The organism is Burkholderia catarinensis, assembly GCF_001883705.2.
In the GTDB taxonomy this organism is placed as follows: domain Bacteria; phylum Pseudomonadota; class Gammaproteobacteria; order Burkholderiales; family Burkholderiaceae; genus Burkholderia; species Burkholderia catarinensis.
This window is the reverse complement of the sequence record NZ_MDEQ02000015.1, coordinates 171,691-187,347: the sequence shown is the minus strand read 5'-3', so window position 1 is coordinate 187,347 and position 15,657 is coordinate 171,691. Positions and strand designations below refer to the sequence as shown.

The window sequence follows — 15,657 nt, the reverse complement described above, 5'->3', positions numbered from 1 at the left end:
CGCCGCTCACTGCCCGATGCCCGTGAGCCCGATCAGCGCGCCGCCGGCAAGCAGCCACAGCGGATGGATGCGCGTGCGCCACGCGAGCACCGCGCACGCGGCCGTGATGCCCCACTGGATCGCCGTGCGGTTCGATGCCTCGGAGATCAGCACCGCGCTCGCCGCGACGAGCCCGGCCGTGACGGGCATCATCCCCTGCTGCACGTAGCGGCGCCACGGCCGGTCGCGAAAGCGCTCCCACGCATGCAGCGCGAGTACCGTGACGATCGACGACGGCCCGAACTTCGCGAGCGACGCGACGAGCAGCCCGGCCCAGCCGGCCACGTGCCACCCGACCAGCGACACGATCATCATGTTCGGCCCCGGCGCCGCCTGGGCCAGCGCGAACAGCGCGGTGAACTCGTGCGCGCTCATCCAGTGATGCACGTCGACGACCTGCCGCTGCATCTCCGGCAGGATCGTGTTGCCGCCGCCGAATGCGAGCAGCGACAACTGGCTGAAGATCGTCGCGATCGCGACCAGCGTGTCGTTCATGGCCGGCCTCCGTGCTGCGCGTCGCCTGCGGGCGCGGATGCGGATGCGGACTGCGGCGTACCCGCGCCCCGGCGCCGCGACGCGAGCCACACGCTGACGGGCGTCAGCACGAGCATCGTGGTCAGCAGCGGGAGGCGCAGCACCGCGATCGCGACGAACGCGAGCGCCGCGATGCCGGCCGCCGCACGCGCGTGCCGCAGCGGCTTCGCGACCTTCACGGCCATCGCGACGAGCAGCCCGGCGGCCGCGGCGGCGAGCCCCGCGAACAGGTGCTGCACGTGCGGATCGCTCTGCGTCTTCGCGTACAGCACGCCGAGCGCGACGACGACGAGCGTCGGGCCCGCGATCAGCCCGAGAATGCCCGCGAACGCACCGGCGACGCCGCGAAAGCGCATGCCGACGGCAACCGACAGGTTGATCACGTTGCCGCCCGGCAGGAACTGGCACAGGCCGAGCAGATCGGTGAATTCGTCGGCGGAGAGCCACTTGCGCTCGTCGACGATCGTGCGCCGCGCGAACGGCAGCGCGCCGCCGAACGACATGAGGCCGAGCGACAGGAAACCGGTGAACAGCTCGGCGAGGCCGACGCTGCGGGGTGGCGCGGCAGGCGGCGGGGCAACGGATTGCATGGGGCTCCTCATCAAACGGTGAGCCGAGGTTACCGCCGTTCCGGATTCCGGCAAAACGATTTTATCGGCGCGCCCTTGTGATCTAGAATCACAAGCATGGCACGCGATCTCCCGCCCTTTTCCGCGCTTCGGGCCTTTGAAGCCGCGGCACGACATGAAAGCTTCAGCGCCGCCGGCGACGAGCTGCATGTGACCCACGGTGCCATCAGCCGGCAGATCGCCGCGTTCGAGGCGTGGCTCGGCAAGCCGGTGTTCCACCGCTACGGCAAGCGCGTGAAGCTCACCGACGAAGGCCGCCGCTACCTGGACACCGTGCGCGCGGCGTTCGACAGCATCGCGCACGCGACCGAGCAGTTGCGCAACACCGGCGCGGCGCGCGTGCTGCGCATCAATGCGCTGCCGACCTTCGCGATGAAATGGCTGCTGCCGCGCCTGTCGCGGTTCCAGCGCGACGTGCCGAACGTCGAGCTGAAGCTGTCGACGTCGAACGCGCCGCTCGACACACTCGACGGCTTCGATGTCGCGATCCGCCGCGGCCCCGGCCACTGGCCGAACTGCACGAGCGGCCACTTCCTCGACGAAAGCGTGATCCCGGTCTGCAGCCCCGCGCTGCTCAAACGCGCGCCGATCGCGCGCGCTGACGACCTCGCGCGGCACGTGCTGCTGCATTCGGATACGCGGCCGGAAGGCTGGCGCGACTGGTTCGCGGCGGCCGGCGTGGCGATGAAGGGGCGCAAGCGGCAGTCGTTCGACCATTTCTACCTGGCGCTGCAGGCGGCCGTCGACGGGCTCGGCGTCGCGCTCGGCCCGTTGCCGCTGATCGACGACGAACTCGCGAGCGGCCGGCTCGTGATGCCGCTGCCCGGGCCGCGCATCGCGACGCGCAGCTACTGGTGGATCGCGCCGCGCGCGCCGGCCGACGATCCGCTCGTCGCGCAGTTCTGCGCGTGGCTGCAGGCGCAGTCGAATATCGGCGCGTGAGTGGGCGCCGGCGGGCGGCATTGCGCCGCCCGTATTTCGTTCAGACCACCGGGCCCGATTCCTTTTCCTTGCGCAGGATCGCGTACAGGATGATCGCGCCGAACGTCGCGGTGCCGATCCCGCCGAGCCCGAAGCCGCCGAGCTTCAGCGAGAAGTCGCCGGCGCCGAGCACCAGCGTGACGGCCGCGACGATCAGGTTGCGGTTGTCGGAGAAGTCGACCTTGTTGACGACCCAGATCCGCGCGCCCGTCACCGCGATCAGCCCGAACACGACGATCGACACGCCGCCGAGCACGGGGCCCGGGATCGTCTGGATCACCGCGCCGAACTTCGGCGAGAAGCCGAGCAGGATCGCGATCAGCGCAGCCACCACGAACACGAGCGTCGAATAGATGCGCGTGACAGCCATCACGCCGATGTTTTCCGCGTAGGTCGTCACGCCGGTGCCGCCGACGCTGCCCGACACGATCGTCGCCAGCCCGTCGCCGATGAACGCGCGGCCGATGTAGCGGTCGAGATTCTGGCCGGTCATCGCGCTGACGGCCTTGATGTGGCCGAGGTTCTCGGCAACGAGGATCACCGCGATCGGCGCGAGCATCAGCATCGCATGCGGGTCGAACACCGGCGCGTGGAACGACGGGATGCCGAACCACGCGGCGTGCGTGACGATCGAGAAGTCGATCGGCTTGCCGAGGCCCATTCCGTTGGTCGCGACCGCGTAGATCGCGTACGCGATCACGAGCCCGATCAGGATCAGCAGGCGCTGCATCATCCCGCGCGCGAACACCGCGACGCCGCCGACGCACAGCACCGTGACGAGCGCCATCACCGAGTCGAAGGTCGACGCCGACACGCCCTTGACCGCGATCGGCGCGAGGTTCAGCCCGATCACCGCGACGACCGCGCCGGTGACGACGGGCGGCATCAGCGCCTCGATCCAGCGCGTGCCGATCGCCTGCACCAGCGCGCCGAGCGCGACGTACACGACGCCGCACGCGACGATCCCGCCGAGCGCGACCGGGATGTTCGGGTTCGGGCCGCTGCCGCCGTAGCCCGTCACCGCGATCACGAGGCCGATGAACGCGAAGCTCGAGCCGAGGTAGCTCGGCACCCGGCCGCCGACCAGCACGAAGAACAGCAGCGTGCCGATGCCCGACATGAAGATGCACAGGTTCGGGTCGAAGCCCATCAGCAGCGGCGCGAGCACGGTCGAGCCGAACATCGCGACGACGTGCTGCACGCCCATCGCGACCATCTGCGGCCACGCCAGGCGCTCGTCGGGGCCGACCACGCGCGACGCCGCGCCGGTCGATTGCATCCGCCAGCGCGGGAAGTAGGAATCGGACATGGGGAAAGGGCTCCTGTCGGTCGCCGGCTGCGAAGGATGCGCCGGTCTGGAATCTGGCGCGAGTTTACGGAGCGGAAATGGGGCTGGCAAGCGGACTGACACGCGGTGCCGGCAAGCGCGGGGCACGGCTTGCTGCATGCGGGAACCGGTGCGCGACTGCGCGGCCCGGTGAAGCGCCCGTCCGCGCGCGATGCGCGGGAGGCGGTGGGCGCCGGCAACGAAGTAAGCGTGCACTCACATCGCGGCCGGCGCGTCGTGCATCACGGATTGATGTACTGGAACAGCGACAGGTTCTGCAACTGGGCGTAAGCCTTCTGCGAGCCCGTCAGCGCGTTCTGCATCTGCAGGAACTGGCTGATCGTCGACACCATGTTGGTGCTCGTCAGGTCGGCCAGGTTGCTGGAGATCTGCAGCGTGTTGGTCTGGTTCACCGTCTGCATCGCCTTGACTTCCTGCTCGCGGCCGCCGACCGACGCCTGCACGGTGAGGACGTTCGTCATCATGTTGTTCAGCTTCGTCGTGCCGGTGGTCATCGCGTTCGCGAGCGCGGTCGCGGCAACCGTGTTGCTGCTGATCGGCACCTTCAGCGCGGCGATCATCGTGTCGAGCGCCGCGAACACGTCGGTGCCGGCCTTCGGCGCGGGCGTGACCGTGAACGTGTCGCCGGGGGCGGGCGCTCCCGACACGGGCACCGACAGGCCGTTGCCCAGCGCGATCCCGGCGCCGGCCGAATACGGCTGGGCCGCGGTCGTGGTCGGCGGCACGGCCGAGTTGTCGGTCACCGTATAGGTCGGCGCGGCCGCCGTGCCGGCGAACGCGATCGTGAACTGGTCCGCGTTGGTCGCGGCCGACGGGCTCGTGATCGACACGCCGCCGATCGTGCCCGTGCCCGTGTTGCCCGCGCCCGCGAGCGGCACCGGCTGGCTGCCGAGCATCGGCACCGACAGGAACACGTTCGCGCCGTTGTCGCTCTGCGAGATCGCGCGCGTATCGGCAATCTGCACCTCGCGCGTGCCCGCGTCGCCGCTGTAGGTCACGCCGCCGCCCGCCGCGTTCGAGAACGGCGCGGTGGTCGACTGGAAACCCGAGAACAGGTAGTTGCCCGAGCCGTCCGTCGAGTTCGCGAGCGTCAGCAACTGGTCGCGATAGCCCTGCAGCTGCGTCGACAGCGCCGAGCGGTCGCTGTCGGACAGCGAGCCGTCGCCGGCCCGGATCACGACCGTATGAATGCTGTTCAGCAGGTCGTTGACGCTCGTGAGCGTCTGGTCTTCCTTCTGCAGCGACGACAGCGCGGTGTTCTGGTTCGACGCGTACTGCGACAGCGTCGCCGACGTCATCGACAGCTGCACGGCCTGCGCCGCGCCGAGCGGGTTGTCGGCCGGCGTCGCGAGGCTCACGCCGCTCGAGATCTGCTGGTACAGCTGCGAGAGCTGCGCCTGCTGGTCGCTCATCTGGGCGACGTTCATCTGGTAGAACTGGGTGGTGGAAATCCGCATCGCTTCGAACCCCGAAATCAGTTGAACAGGCCAAGCACGGTCTGGAACAGCGTCGACGCCGTCTGGATCACCTTCGCGTTCGCCTGGTAGAGCTGCTGGTACTGCATCAGGTTGGCCGCTTCCTCGTTCTGGTTCACGCCCGACACCGACTGCTGCGCGGACGTGATCTGGCCGACCAGCGCGGTCTGCGCGGCGCTCGACGACTTCAGCTGGCTCGTCGTGTTGCCGATGCCGTTCACATAGTTCGCGTACGCGCCGGTCAGCGTGGTCGAACCGTTGCCGAACGATTTCGAGTTGACGAGCTTCGACAGCGCGAGCGCGTTGCTGCCGTCGTTCGTGCCGCCCGTGTTCGGCGCGACCTTGAACGTGTCGCCCACCGCCGGCGAGCCCGACACCGTCACCGTGACGCCGGCCGTCAGCGTGATCGGCGTGCCGGCCTGGTACGGCTGCGCGGCAGTGGTCGCCGGCGGTACGACGGTATTGTCGGTGACCGTGTAGGTCGGCGCGGCCGAGGTGCCGCCCATCGTGATCGTGTAGTTGTGCGCATTGGCCGCGGCCGTCGCGCTCGTGACCGACAGGCCGCCGATCGTGCCGGTGCCCGTGTTCGTCGTCGTGGCCGACGGCACGTACGGCGCCGCCGCCGCGATCGCCGAGCCGCTCGACGTCGCGAGGCCGAAGCCGTTCAGCGCGCCGCGCGTCGGCTGCACGGTGAACTGGTCGCCGGCGCTCATCGAGCCGGACGAGAACGAGAAGTTCAGCCCGCCGATCGACGCCGGCATCGAGGTCGCGGTGCCGACGGTCGTGCCGCTCGCGCGATCGGTCAGCGTGTATTTGCTGCCGTCGTACGCCAGCGTGTAGTCGCCCGTGGTCGGCTGCGATGCGTTCGCGAACGACACGGACAGCGCCGCGTTGCCGGTATTGCCCTGGTTCGCATACGTTATCGGCGCGCCGGTCTGGAACAGGTTGCCGCCCACCTTGCCCGACAGGTCGATGCCGAGCGCGTTCTGCGCGTTGACCTGCGCGGCGAAGCTGGTCGCGATCGCGCCGAGCTGGGCTTCGGCCGGATCGAGCGTCTGGCTGCGGAACGCAAGCAGGCCGCCGAGCGTGCCGCCCGACAGCGACGCGTCGGACAGGAACTGGTTCGGCCCCTGCGGGTTCGTGCCGGCGATGCCCTGCGACACGACGGTCAGCTCGCTCGGATCGGACGGCGACGTGACGGCCGCGAGCTGGTAGCTCTTGTCCGCGACGACGAGCGGCGTGCCGCCCGCGAGAAACACGCTGTAGCCGTCGCTGTTGCGCACGACCTGCACGCCCGCGAGGTTCGACAGGTTCGACACCGCGAGGTCGCGCTGGTCCATCAGCTGGTTCGGCGGCTGGCCCTGGCTGCTCGCGGACGCGATCTGCTGGTTCAGTTGCGCGATCTGCGTGGTGTACGCGTTGATCTGCGTCACGGTGCTGGTGAGCTGCGTGTTCACGCTCTGGCGCAGCGCGTCGTACTGCTGGCCGGCCGCCGTGATCTGGTTCGCGAGCGTCTGCGCATTGCTCATCGCGGTCTGCCGCACCGACGAATCGGACGCGCTGTTCGCGACGTTCTGCAGCCCGGTGAAGTAGTTCGTGATCGCGGTCGAGATACCGGCCGTCGGGCTGCCGACGTAGTTGTTCAGCTGCGTGACGAGCGAATACCACGTCGACAGCGCGCCGCCCTGCGTCTGCGCGCCGTTCAGCTGGTCGCTCAGGTACTGGCTGTACTGCCGCTGCACGGTGACGGTGCTCACGCCCTGCGGCATGTAACCGCTGCTCGTGTACTGGCCGCTCGCCTCGGCGTACACGGGCCGTTCGACCGAATAGCCCGGCGTCGCGGCGTTGCTGATGTTCTGGCCGGTCGTCGTGAGGCCCCAGATCGCGGCATTCAGGCCGCTGACGCCGAGGTTCATGAGTGTGTTGGACATGCGCGATCCTGAAGAGCCGGCCGCGCTGCGGCCGCCGGGTTGCGTAACTCCCGGTATAACGGCCGCGGATCGAAAAAATTGAGGGAAAAATGCACGCGCGACGCGCGGCGCGCGCGGCGCCGGCCGAAGCATCCGGCGATCGGGGCCGGAACCGATACGCGGGCGGCCCCGTGCGGGCCGGCAGCCGCTTGGCGCGTCAGGCCCGCGCGAGCGAGCGGCGCTTCATTTCTAGCTGCGTGATCAGCCGCTGCAGCGTGTTCTCCGCGCTGCCCGGCAGCGACATGTAGCGAAAGCCGAGCTGGTAGCGCCGCGACCCGTTCGGCAACTGCGTCGAACGCTGCGACACGAGCTGCAGGTCGAGCGACAGCTTGCCGTGGCCGGTCAGCTCGAGCTCGACGTCGGGCAGCAGCGTGCCGACCTCGAGCGCCTCGACGCGTTCGTCGGCCGTGCGCAGCCCCACCCCGCCGAGCGACAGGTTGTGCACCTCGAACAGGAAGCTCTCGCCGTCCGGCAGCTTGCCGCGGCACAGGAACGGATCGACGATCGGCGCGTCGACGCGGAAATATTCGCGGCGCTGGATGCAGACCAGCACGTCGGGGAAATCGGCGACGAACGCGGGCAGCCCTTCGTAGCGCGTCTCGCGCGGCGTGCCCGTGGTGAATTCGACGCGCACACCCTCCGGCGAGGCCGCGAACGTGCAGTGCGACGCGCCGAGGATGCCGGCGTTCTGCTCGGACAGCGCGCCCCAGTCGAACGTGAACGTCCGCGCGCCGACGTCGACCTCGAGCAGGCGCGTGACGAGCTGGCCGCCCGGATACTGGACGGTCAGGAAATCGCCGCGGTTCACGAGGTTGCGCAGCTGCACGCCGATTTCCAGAGGATTGCGGCGGGCATAGTCGGGCCCGGAGTGGCCTGCATCCAGGCTGGGGTCCGTCGACGTTTCGATATTCATGGCTAGCCGGTCTTTCTTGTCATGGGCGCCCGGACAACCGGTGCGCAGTAAAACCGGGCCAGAACGGGGGCCCGGTCGCAGGTCTCTCACACTTAGCGGCAGTGCTGACCGAAAGTTTAGATCGATTTGGGGATTTTTTTCGCGCAAACGTTGAAACCGCGCGCGGCGGGCTGCCGGGCGCGGTTCGAGGGGGAAACGACAGGTGGCGGCGGGCGGACCCGTCAGCCGATCTGCTGCATGATCGAGATCAGCTTCTTCGCGTAGTTCGGGTCGGTCGCGTAACCGGCTTTCTGCATCCCGTGCGCGAAGCCTTCGACGCTGCGGCTCGCGCTCAGCACGCCCGAATAGCGCGGATTGTTCTTCAGCAGGTTCGCGTAATCGGTCATCGCGTGCTCGTACGAGTCGTATGCGCGGAACTTCGCGACCACGCGGCGCGGCGAGCCGTTCACGTACTCGGTCGTCAGCGCCGATACGGTGCGCCCCGTCCAGCCCTTGTTCGCCTTGATGCCGAACACGTTGTAGCTGGTCGAGCCGTCGGTCGCGCGGATCTCGCGCTTGCCCCAGCCCGATTCGAGCGCGGCCTGGCCGACGATGAAGCGTGCCGGGATGCCCGTCGACGCGCTGGCCGCCTGCGCGGGGCCCGCGAGCCGGTCGACGAACGCGTCGGCGTCCTGCACGCCGCTCGCGCCCTTCAGCGGCGGCGTCAGCGCGCTGCCGCCCGAGTAGCCGCGCGCGCCGGCGAGCGCGCCGTTGTTCGCCGCGTTCGCGTAGGCCTTCGCCATCGCGTTCATCGCGGCGAGGCTGCCTTCGTTGCCGGCCGTGCCGGGGCCGGCGGCGCCCAGGCCGCCGACGTCGGCCGCCGTGTCGCTGCCCGTGCCCTGCCCCGCATTGCGCAACAACTGCTTCATCAGCGCGTCGGCGACGCCGATCCCGCGCTTTGACATCTGCTGCGCGAGCTGCTGGTCGAGCATCGACGTATACATTTTCGACGTATGCGAATCGAGCAGCCCGCCGTCGGGCGACGCGTCGCGCATGCTCTTGAGCATCATCTGCGTGAACATCGCGTCGAACTGGCCCGCGACCGCCTTCGCGCCGGCCTGCGGCGACTGCTTCGCCTGCGCGCGCAGCGCGTCGAAACCCTGCACGTCGAGCGCGAAGCGCTGCGTGAGATCGTTCGCGTTCGGAAGGTTAGCTGCCATTTAGATGACCTCCAGGTCCGCGCGCAACGCGCCGGCCGCCTTCATCGCCTGCAGGATCGACATCAGGTCCGCGGGCGTCGCGCCGAGCGTGTTTAGCGCCTTCACGACGTCGGCGAGATTCGCGCCGGCCGTCACCATCTTCAGCGCGCCGTTGTCCTGCTTGAGCTGGATCTGCGACTGCTGCGCCACCACCGTCTGCCCGTTCGAGAACGGCCCCGGCTGCGATACCACCGGTTGCGTGTTGACGATGACCGACAGGTTGCCGTGCGCGACCGCGCAGCTCTGCAGCGTGACCATCTGGTTCATCACGATCGAGCCGGTGCGCGCGTTCAGGATCACCTTCGCCGCGGCCTTGTCCGGGCTCACGTCGAGGTTCTGCAGCCGCGCCATGAACGCGACCTGCTGCGCCGAGTCGGCCGGCGCCGCGAGCTGGATCGTGCGGCCGTCGAGCGCCGTCGCGGTGCCCGGGCCGAAGCTCGAGTTGACCGCGGACACGATCCGCTGCGCGGTGCCGTAGTCCATGTCGTTCAGTTGCAGCTGCAGCACGCCGTTCATCTGCGCGATCGCGTTCGGCACCGAACGCTCGACGATCGCGCCGCCGACGATCCGGCCGGCCGCGAGCTGGTTCACCTGCACGCGGCTGCCGTTCGCGCTGGCGCCCGCGCCGCCGACCGCCATGTTGCCCTGCGCGAGCGCATACACCTGCCCGTCCGCGCCCTTCAGCGGCGTGAGCAGCAGCGTGCCGCCGCGCAGGCTCTTCGCGTTGCCGAGCGACGACACGGTGACGTCGAGCGCCTCGCCGGGCCGCGCGAACGGCGGCAGCGTGGCCGTCACCATCACGGCCGCGACGTTCTTCAGCTGCATGTTGCTCAGTTGCGACGCGCCGCCGTTGGCCGAACCGTTGTTGATCGAGATGCCGAGGTTCGCGAGCATGTTCGCGAGCGTCTGCGTCGTGAACGGCGTCTGCATCGTCTGGTCGCCCGTGCCGTCGAGGCCGACGACGAGGCCATAGCCGATCAGCGGGTTGTCGCGCACGCCCTGGATCTGCGCGAGATCCTTCAGGCGTTCCGCGTGCGCGCTCGCCGCGCCGAACGCGCAGGCCGCGGCGAGCGCCGCGAACGCGACGGCGAGCCGCGCGGCGGCATGCGCGCGGGCCGACAGGCGGTTGAACAGGGTCGTCTGCATCGTCATCACCACGGCGCGATGTTGAGGAAGAAGCGCTGCAGCCAGCCCATCGTCTCGGCTTCGTTGATGTAGCCCTTCGACGAGTATTCGATCTTCGCGTCGGCGACCTGCGTCGAGTAGACGGAGTTCGCGCCCGAGATCGTGTTCGGGTTGACGACGCCCGAGAAACGCACGAATTCGTTGCCCTGGTTGATCAGCATCTGCTTCTCGCCGCTGACCACGAGGTTGCCGTTCGGCTGCACGCCGGTGACGGTCACCGTGATCGTGCCGTTGAACGTGTTCGCCGCGCTCGCGCCGCCGGTCGCCGCGAACTTGTTGTTGCCGGCCGCCGACAGGTTCGCCTTCGCGAACAACCCGCCGAGGAAGCCGGCCGTCGGCACATTGAAGTCGGTATTGCCCGCCCGGTTCGTGTTCGCGCCCGACGACTTGGTCGCGTTGATGTTCTCCGCGATCATGATCGTCAGGATGTCGCCGACGTTGCGCGGCCGCTGGTCCTCGAACAGCGGCCGCCCCGCGTAGCCGGGGTTGTAGATCGAGCCGGGCGCCTGCATCGACATCGGCATCGGCGGCTGCGCCGTCATCGGCTGCTGGATGATCGGATCACGCGGGATCTGCGCGCAACCGGCGAGCGCCGCCACCGCGACCGCGCACGCGGCGCGGACGGTGGCTGACGGGAGAAGGCGAACCTGCTTCATGGCGACGACGGGACTTTCCGGTTAGCTCTTCATCTGCGTGACGGTCTGCAGCATCTGGTCGGACGTCGTCACGGCCTTGCTGTTGATCTCGTAGGCACGCTGCGTCTGGATCATGTTGACGAGTTCCTGCACGACGTTCACGTTCGACGCCTCGACATAGCCCTGGTTGAGCACGCCCGCGCCGTTCAGCCCCGGCTGCGACACGTTGGGCGCGCCCGACGACGTGGTCTCGGAGAACAGGTTCTCGCCGCGCGCCTCGAGGCCGGCCGGGTTGATGAAGGTCGCGATCTGCAGCGAGCCGATCTGCACCGCGTTGCCCGAGCCCGGCTGCGTGACCGACACGACGCCGTCCTTGCCGATCGTCAGCGACTGCGCGTTCTGCGGCACGGTGATCGCCGGCAGGATCTGGTAGCCGCTCGACGTGACGAGCTGGCCCTGCGCGTTGGTCTGGAACGAGCCGTCGCGCGTGTACGCGTTCGTGCCGTCCGGCATCAGCACCTGGAAGAAGCCCGCGCCGTTGATCGCGACGTCCTTCGAGTTGCCGGTCTGCGTGAGGCCGCCCTGCGTGTACAGGCGCTCGGTCGCGACCTGCTGCACGCCGGTGCCGAGCTGCAGGCCCGACGGCAGCTCGGTCTGCTGCGTCGAGTTCGCGCCGGGCTGGCGGATGGTCTGGTAAAGCAGATCCTCGAACACCGCGCGCGACGCCTTGAAGCCGTTCGTGCTGGTGTTCGCGAGGTTGTTCGAAATCACGTCCATCTGCGCCTGCTGCGCATTCATGCCGGTGGCGGCGATGTAGAGCGAACGGTTCACTTGTAAGGTCTCCTGCGTAGGCTGGCGCGGGCGCTCAGCTGAAATTGAGCAGCTGGTTCGCCGACTGCTCGTTCTGGTCGGCCGTCTGGATCAGCTTCGACTGAAGCTGGAACGCACGCGCGTTGTCGATCATCGCGACCATCGCGGTCACCGGGTTGACGTTGCTGCCTTCGAGCGAACTCGGCGTGACGACCACGTTCGGGTCGGCGTCGGCCGGATTGCCGTCGGCGGTGCGGAACAACCCGTCGTTGCCGCGCGTGAGCGTGGCCGGATCGGGATTGACGAGCTTCATCTGGTCGACGATCGCGACCGCCGTCGGCGGGTCGCCCGGCATCAGCGCGGACACCGTGCCGTCCTTGCCGATCGTCACTTCCGCGTTCGGCGGCACCGAGATCGGGCCGCCGTTGCCGACCACCGGCAGGTTGCTCGCGTTGACGAGCTGGCCGTTCTCGTCGACGTGCAGGTTGCCGGCGCGCGTGTACGCCTCGCTGCCGTCGGCGAGCTGCACCGACAGCCAGCCGGCGCCCTGCACCGCGACGTCGAGCGGATTGCCGGTGCGCGTGATCGGACCCGGCGCGTAATCCGCACCGGGCGTCGACGCGAGCACGTAGGTGCGCGTCGTCGTCGGGTCGATCGTACTGCCGTCGCCGAAGTTCATCGGCACCGCGCGATACGTCGCAAGCTGCGCGCGAAAGCCCGTCGTCGATGCGTTCGCGAGGTTGTTCGCGACGATCGCCTGCTGGTCGAGCGACTGCGACGCGCCCGTCATCGCCGTGTAGATCAGTCGGTCCATGGCTGCCGGTTATCCGTGCGTCACAGGTTGATGAGCGTCTGGTCGACGGTCTGCTGCGTCTTGATCGTCTGCGCGTTCGCCTGGTAGTTGCGCTGCGCGGTGATCAGGTTCACGAGCTGCGACGTGAGGTCGACGTTCGAGTTCTCGAGCGCGCTGCCCTGCAGCGTGCCGTGGTTCGTGCTGCCCGGCGCGGAGACCTGCGGCACGCCCGAGGCGGCGGTCTGCGCATACTGGTTGCCGCCGAGGTTGGCCAGCCCGTTCGGGTTGTTGAAGTTCGCGAGCGCGATCTCGCCGAGCACGGCGGTCTGGCCGTTCGAGTAGTTGCCGGTCAGCTTGCCGTCGGTGCCGATCGAGTAGGTCGTCAGCGTGCCGCTCGCATAGCCGTCCTGCGCAAGGTTGTTCACGCCGTCCTTGCCGCCGTACTGCGTCGTGCCGGTCAGGTCGAGCGTGAGGCTCTGCGGCGTCGCCGAGCCGTCGGTGTTCGGCACGGTGAACTGGAACTGGCCGAGCGACGTGGTCGGCGCAGCCGGCGTGCCCGTCGTCGTGCTCTTGATCGCGCCCGACGAATCGAACGTGACCGTGCCGAGATCGGTCGTGGCGCCGCCCTGGACGCCCGCGTACGCTTCCCACGTGCCGGCCGCCGACTTCACGAAGTACATGTTGACCGCCTGCGAGCCGCCGAGCGAGTCGTACACCTGGATCGACGTCGAGTAGTTGTACGTCGTGTTGTCGGTCGCGCTGAACGGCGTCTTGGCCGGCACCGTGTCCTGCGAGTTCAGGTTGAACTGGCCGTTGATCTTGGTCGTCGCAGTCGGCGCGATGTTGGTCGTCGGCGCCTGCAGCGGCACGGTCTGCGCGGTGTTGATCACGCCGTTCTTGTCGGCCATGTAACCCATCAGGTTCAGGCCCTGCGAGTTGACGATGTAGCCGTTCTTGTCGCGCTGGAACGTGCCGTCGCGCGAGTACGTCGTCACGCCGTTGTTCGACATCTGGAAGAAGCCGTTGCCGTTGATCGCGACGTCGAGCGACGAGTTCGTCGTATTGATCGTGCCCTGGCCGAACTGCTGCTGCACCGACGCGAGCGACGTGCCGATGCCGATCTGCGTGTTGGTCGACGTCGCGACCGAGTTCGCGTACATGTCGGCGAACTGCGCGGTGCTCGACTTGAAGCCGACCGTGTTCGCGTTGGCGATGTTGTTGCCGATCACGTCGAGCGCGTTCGATGCGCCGGCGAGGCCGCTCAGACCCTGTTGATAACCCATTTCGGTCTCCGTTTCGAGAAAGCTCGATCAGTTGGTGGTAGCGTCGCCGGACGAAGACGACGCAGACGACGTGGTGTTCGGGAAAATCGACGCAACCTGGGTGAGCCCCACCGTCGTGCCGTTCGACAGCACGAGCCCCGCCGTGCCGTCCGCCTGCTTGATCACGCTCTGCACCTGCGAGGCCGCGAGCGTCGTGGCGGGCTGCGGCGTGCCGTTGCTGTCGGTGTACGACGCGCTGACGGTGTACTTGCCGTCCGGCAGCGCGTTGCCCGCCGCGTCGGTCGGCTTCCAGTTGAACGGCACGGTGCCGGCCGACTGCGCGCCCGCGTTGATCGTGTTCACGACGGCGCCCGCCGAGTTCTTCACGGTGATCGTCAGGTTCGACACCGAGCTCGCCAGCGACACGCCGAACGGCGACGCCGCGCCGCTCTTCACCGCGACGGCGTTGCCCGGCGCGAGCACGTTGGTGCCGATCAGCAGCGCGGCCTGCGTCTGCTGGCCGGCCGCGAGCTGCGTCGACAGCGACGTGAGCGACGTGTTCAGCTGCGCGATGCCGCTCACCGTGTTGATCTGCGCGAGCTGCGACGTCATCTGCGAGCTGTCGACCGGGCTGGTCGGATCCTGGTTCTGCAGCTGCGTGACGAGCAGCTTCAGGAACGTCGCCTGCAGGTCGCTCGCCGACGTGCCGTTGGTCGACGACACCTTGTTGGTGTTCATCGTGTCGGTCGGCAGGGTCGACACGTTCGTGCCGTTGCTGCCGATCGTCGTGCTGGTGGAAGTCATCCTGGGTGGCCTTCTGTCGGAACTGTCGGGTCTGTAAGGTCGGTCGGCGCGCGGCTTACGAGCCGATCGTCAGCGTCTTGAGCATCAGCGTCTTCGCGGTGTTCAGCGTCTCGACGTTGGCCTGGTACGAACGCGACGCCGAGATCATGTTCACCATCTCCTGCACCGGATCGACGTTCGGCATCTGCACGTAGCCGGTCGCGTCGGCGGCCGGGTTCGCCGGGTCGTAGGTCGACTTCATCGGCGACGGGTCGTCGACCACCTTCGTCACGCGCACGCCGCCCACGCCCTGGCCGGACGCGGTGCGCGCGCCGCCGATCGGGTCGGTCGCGAACACGACCTGCTTGGCCTTGTACGGCTTGCCGTCGGGGCCGGTGGCGCTGTCGGCGTTCGCGAGGTTCGACGCGGTGACGTTCAGGCGCTGCGATTGCGCGGACAGCGCCGAACCGGCGACGCCGAAGATGTTCATCAACGAAGGCATGGAGGCTCCTTGTGCTTGTGCCCGGGTTCGGAAGCGGCGCTTACGAGTTCGTCGTGATCGCGGCGATCATCGACTTGATCTGCTGGGTCATCACGGTCATCCCGGTCTCGTAGTGCAGCGCGTTGTTCGCGAACTGCACGCGCTCGACGTCGAGATCGACCGTGTTGCCGTCGAGCGACGGCTGCAGCGGCATCCGGTACTGCGCGCGGCCGTAGTCGTCCGACGGGCCGCCCGTCGGGATCAGCTTCGCCGTGCCGGCCATGTGGCCCGCCGCCGTCGACACCATCGACATGCCGCTCGTCACGCCGGCCGGCTGCGCCATCGGCAGTTGCGCGGCGTTGCTCGGCGCGAGGCCGCCGTTCGTCTGTTTCAGCGAGCGCGCGAGCGTCGACGCGAAATCGACGTCGCGGGCCTGGTAGCCGGGCGTGTCGGCGTTCGCGATGTTCGACGACAGCAGTTCCTGCCGGTAGGCGCGCACGTCGAGCGCCTGTCGGCCGAACGCGAATTCCGCATCGAGTTTGTCCAGCATGTGTGCGTCTCTCCGTATGAAGCGCTGCACG

Annotated in this window: 16 protein-coding genes; 1 reads left to right on the top strand and 15 read right to left on the bottom strand. The window is 68.4% G+C overall.

Going from position 1 to position 15,657, the window contains the following annotated elements; all coding sequences use genetic code 11:
- Positions 1-6: 6 nt before the first annotated feature.
- Together BFF94_RS24400 and BFF94_RS24395 are read right to left on the bottom strand one after the other, a co-directional pair.
- Positions 7-534 carry a chromate transporter gene (locus BFF94_RS24400; RefSeq protein WP_065499028.1) on the bottom strand — a complete coding sequence of 176 codons (528 nt, stop codon included), beginning with the start codon at positions 532-534 and terminating at the stop codon, positions 7-9.
- Positions 531-1,163 carry a chromate transporter gene (locus tag BFF94_RS24395; RefSeq protein WP_219139954.1) on the bottom strand — a complete coding sequence of 211 codons (633 nt, stop codon included), beginning with the start codon at positions 1,161-1,163 and terminating at the stop codon, positions 531-533. Before BFF94_RS24395 ends, BFF94_RS24400 begins: the two co-directional genes overlap by 4 nt.
- Positions 1,164-1,259: 96 nt before the next feature.
- Here BFF94_RS24395 and BFF94_RS24390 point away from each other — a divergent pair, with 96 nt between their 5' ends.
- Positions 1,260-2,144 carry a transcriptional regulator GcvA gene (locus BFF94_RS24390; protein ID WP_219139953.1) on the top strand — a complete coding sequence of 295 codons (885 nt, stop codon included), beginning with the start codon at positions 1,260-1,262 and terminating at the stop codon, positions 2,142-2,144.
- 40 nt (positions 2,145-2,184) lie between these two features.
- Here the strand turns inward: BFF94_RS24390 and BFF94_RS24385 are convergent, their stop codons facing one another.
- The 13 genes from BFF94_RS24385 to flgB all read right to left on the bottom strand — a co-directional run bounded on the left by BFF94_RS24385 (position 2,185) and on the right by flgB (position 15,626).
- Positions 2,185-3,492 carry a solute carrier family 23 protein gene (locus BFF94_RS24385; protein WP_128843231.1) on the bottom strand — a complete coding sequence of 436 codons (1,308 nt, stop codon included), beginning with the start codon at positions 3,490-3,492 and terminating at the stop codon, positions 2,185-2,187.
- 260 nt (positions 3,493-3,752) lie between these two features.
- A complete protein-coding gene (flgL, locus tag BFF94_RS24380) occupies positions 3,753-4,988 on the bottom strand; it encodes a flagellar hook-associated protein FlgL (RefSeq protein WP_128843230.1) in 1,236 nt (411 codons plus the stop codon).
- Positions 4,989-5,005: 17 nt separating this feature from the next.
- The gene (gene flgK, locus BFF94_RS24375) at positions 5,006-6,937 is read right to left on the bottom strand and encodes a flagellar hook-associated protein FlgK (protein ID WP_128843229.1); all 1,932 of its coding nucleotides are present in this window, start codon (positions 6,935-6,937) and stop codon (positions 5,006-5,008) included.
- A 196-nt stretch (positions 6,938-7,133) separates the two neighbouring features.
- A complete protein-coding gene (locus tag BFF94_RS24370) occupies positions 7,134-7,889 on the bottom strand; it encodes a flagellar brake protein (protein ID WP_128843228.1) in 756 nt (251 codons plus the stop codon).
- A gap of 221 nt (positions 7,890-8,110) precedes the next feature.
- Complete coding sequence (flgJ, locus tag BFF94_RS24365; RefSeq protein WP_219139952.1) at positions 8,111-9,088, bottom strand: flagellar assembly peptidoglycan hydrolase FlgJ; 978 nt, start codon at positions 9,086-9,088, stop codon at positions 8,111-8,113.
- A complete protein-coding gene (locus BFF94_RS24360) occupies positions 9,089-10,273 on the bottom strand; it encodes a flagellar basal body P-ring protein FlgI (RefSeq protein ID WP_128844658.1) in 1,185 nt (394 codons plus the stop codon).
- Between the two features lie 5 nt (positions 10,274-10,278).
- A complete protein-coding gene (gene flgH / locus BFF94_RS24355; protein WP_128844656.1) occupies positions 10,279-10,968 on the bottom strand; it encodes a flagellar basal body L-ring protein FlgH in 690 nt (229 codons plus the stop codon).
- Between the two features lie 21 nt (positions 10,969-10,989).
- Complete coding sequence (gene flgG / locus BFF94_RS24350) at positions 10,990-11,778, bottom strand: flagellar basal-body rod protein FlgG (RefSeq protein WP_096471959.1); 789 nt, start codon at positions 11,776-11,778, stop codon at positions 10,990-10,992.
- 34 nt (positions 11,779-11,812) lie between these two features.
- Complete coding sequence (gene flgF, locus BFF94_RS24345) at positions 11,813-12,571, bottom strand: flagellar basal-body rod protein FlgF (RefSeq protein WP_128844654.1); 759 nt, start codon at positions 12,569-12,571, stop codon at positions 11,813-11,815.
- Between the two features lie 20 nt (positions 12,572-12,591).
- The gene (gene flgE / locus BFF94_RS24340) at positions 12,592-13,833 is read right to left on the bottom strand and encodes a flagellar hook protein FlgE (protein WP_128844652.1); all 1,242 of its coding nucleotides are present in this window, start codon (positions 13,831-13,833) and stop codon (positions 12,592-12,594) included.
- A 27-nt stretch (positions 13,834-13,860) separates the two neighbouring features.
- A complete protein-coding gene (locus BFF94_RS24335) occupies positions 13,861-14,616 on the bottom strand; it encodes a flagellar hook assembly protein FlgD (RefSeq protein ID WP_128844650.1) in 756 nt (251 codons plus the stop codon).
- Positions 14,617-14,671: 55 nt separating this feature from the next.
- Positions 14,672-15,097, bottom strand: a complete 426-nt coding sequence (flgC, locus tag BFF94_RS24330; RefSeq protein WP_128844648.1) for a flagellar basal body rod protein FlgC — start codon at positions 15,095-15,097, stop codon at positions 14,672-14,674.
- 40 nt (positions 15,098-15,137) lie between these two features.
- The gene (gene flgB, locus BFF94_RS24325) at positions 15,138-15,626 is read right to left on the bottom strand and encodes a flagellar basal body rod protein FlgB (RefSeq protein WP_128844646.1); all 489 of its coding nucleotides are present in this window, start codon (positions 15,624-15,626) and stop codon (positions 15,138-15,140) included.
- Positions 15,627-15,657 lie beyond the last annotated feature (31 nt).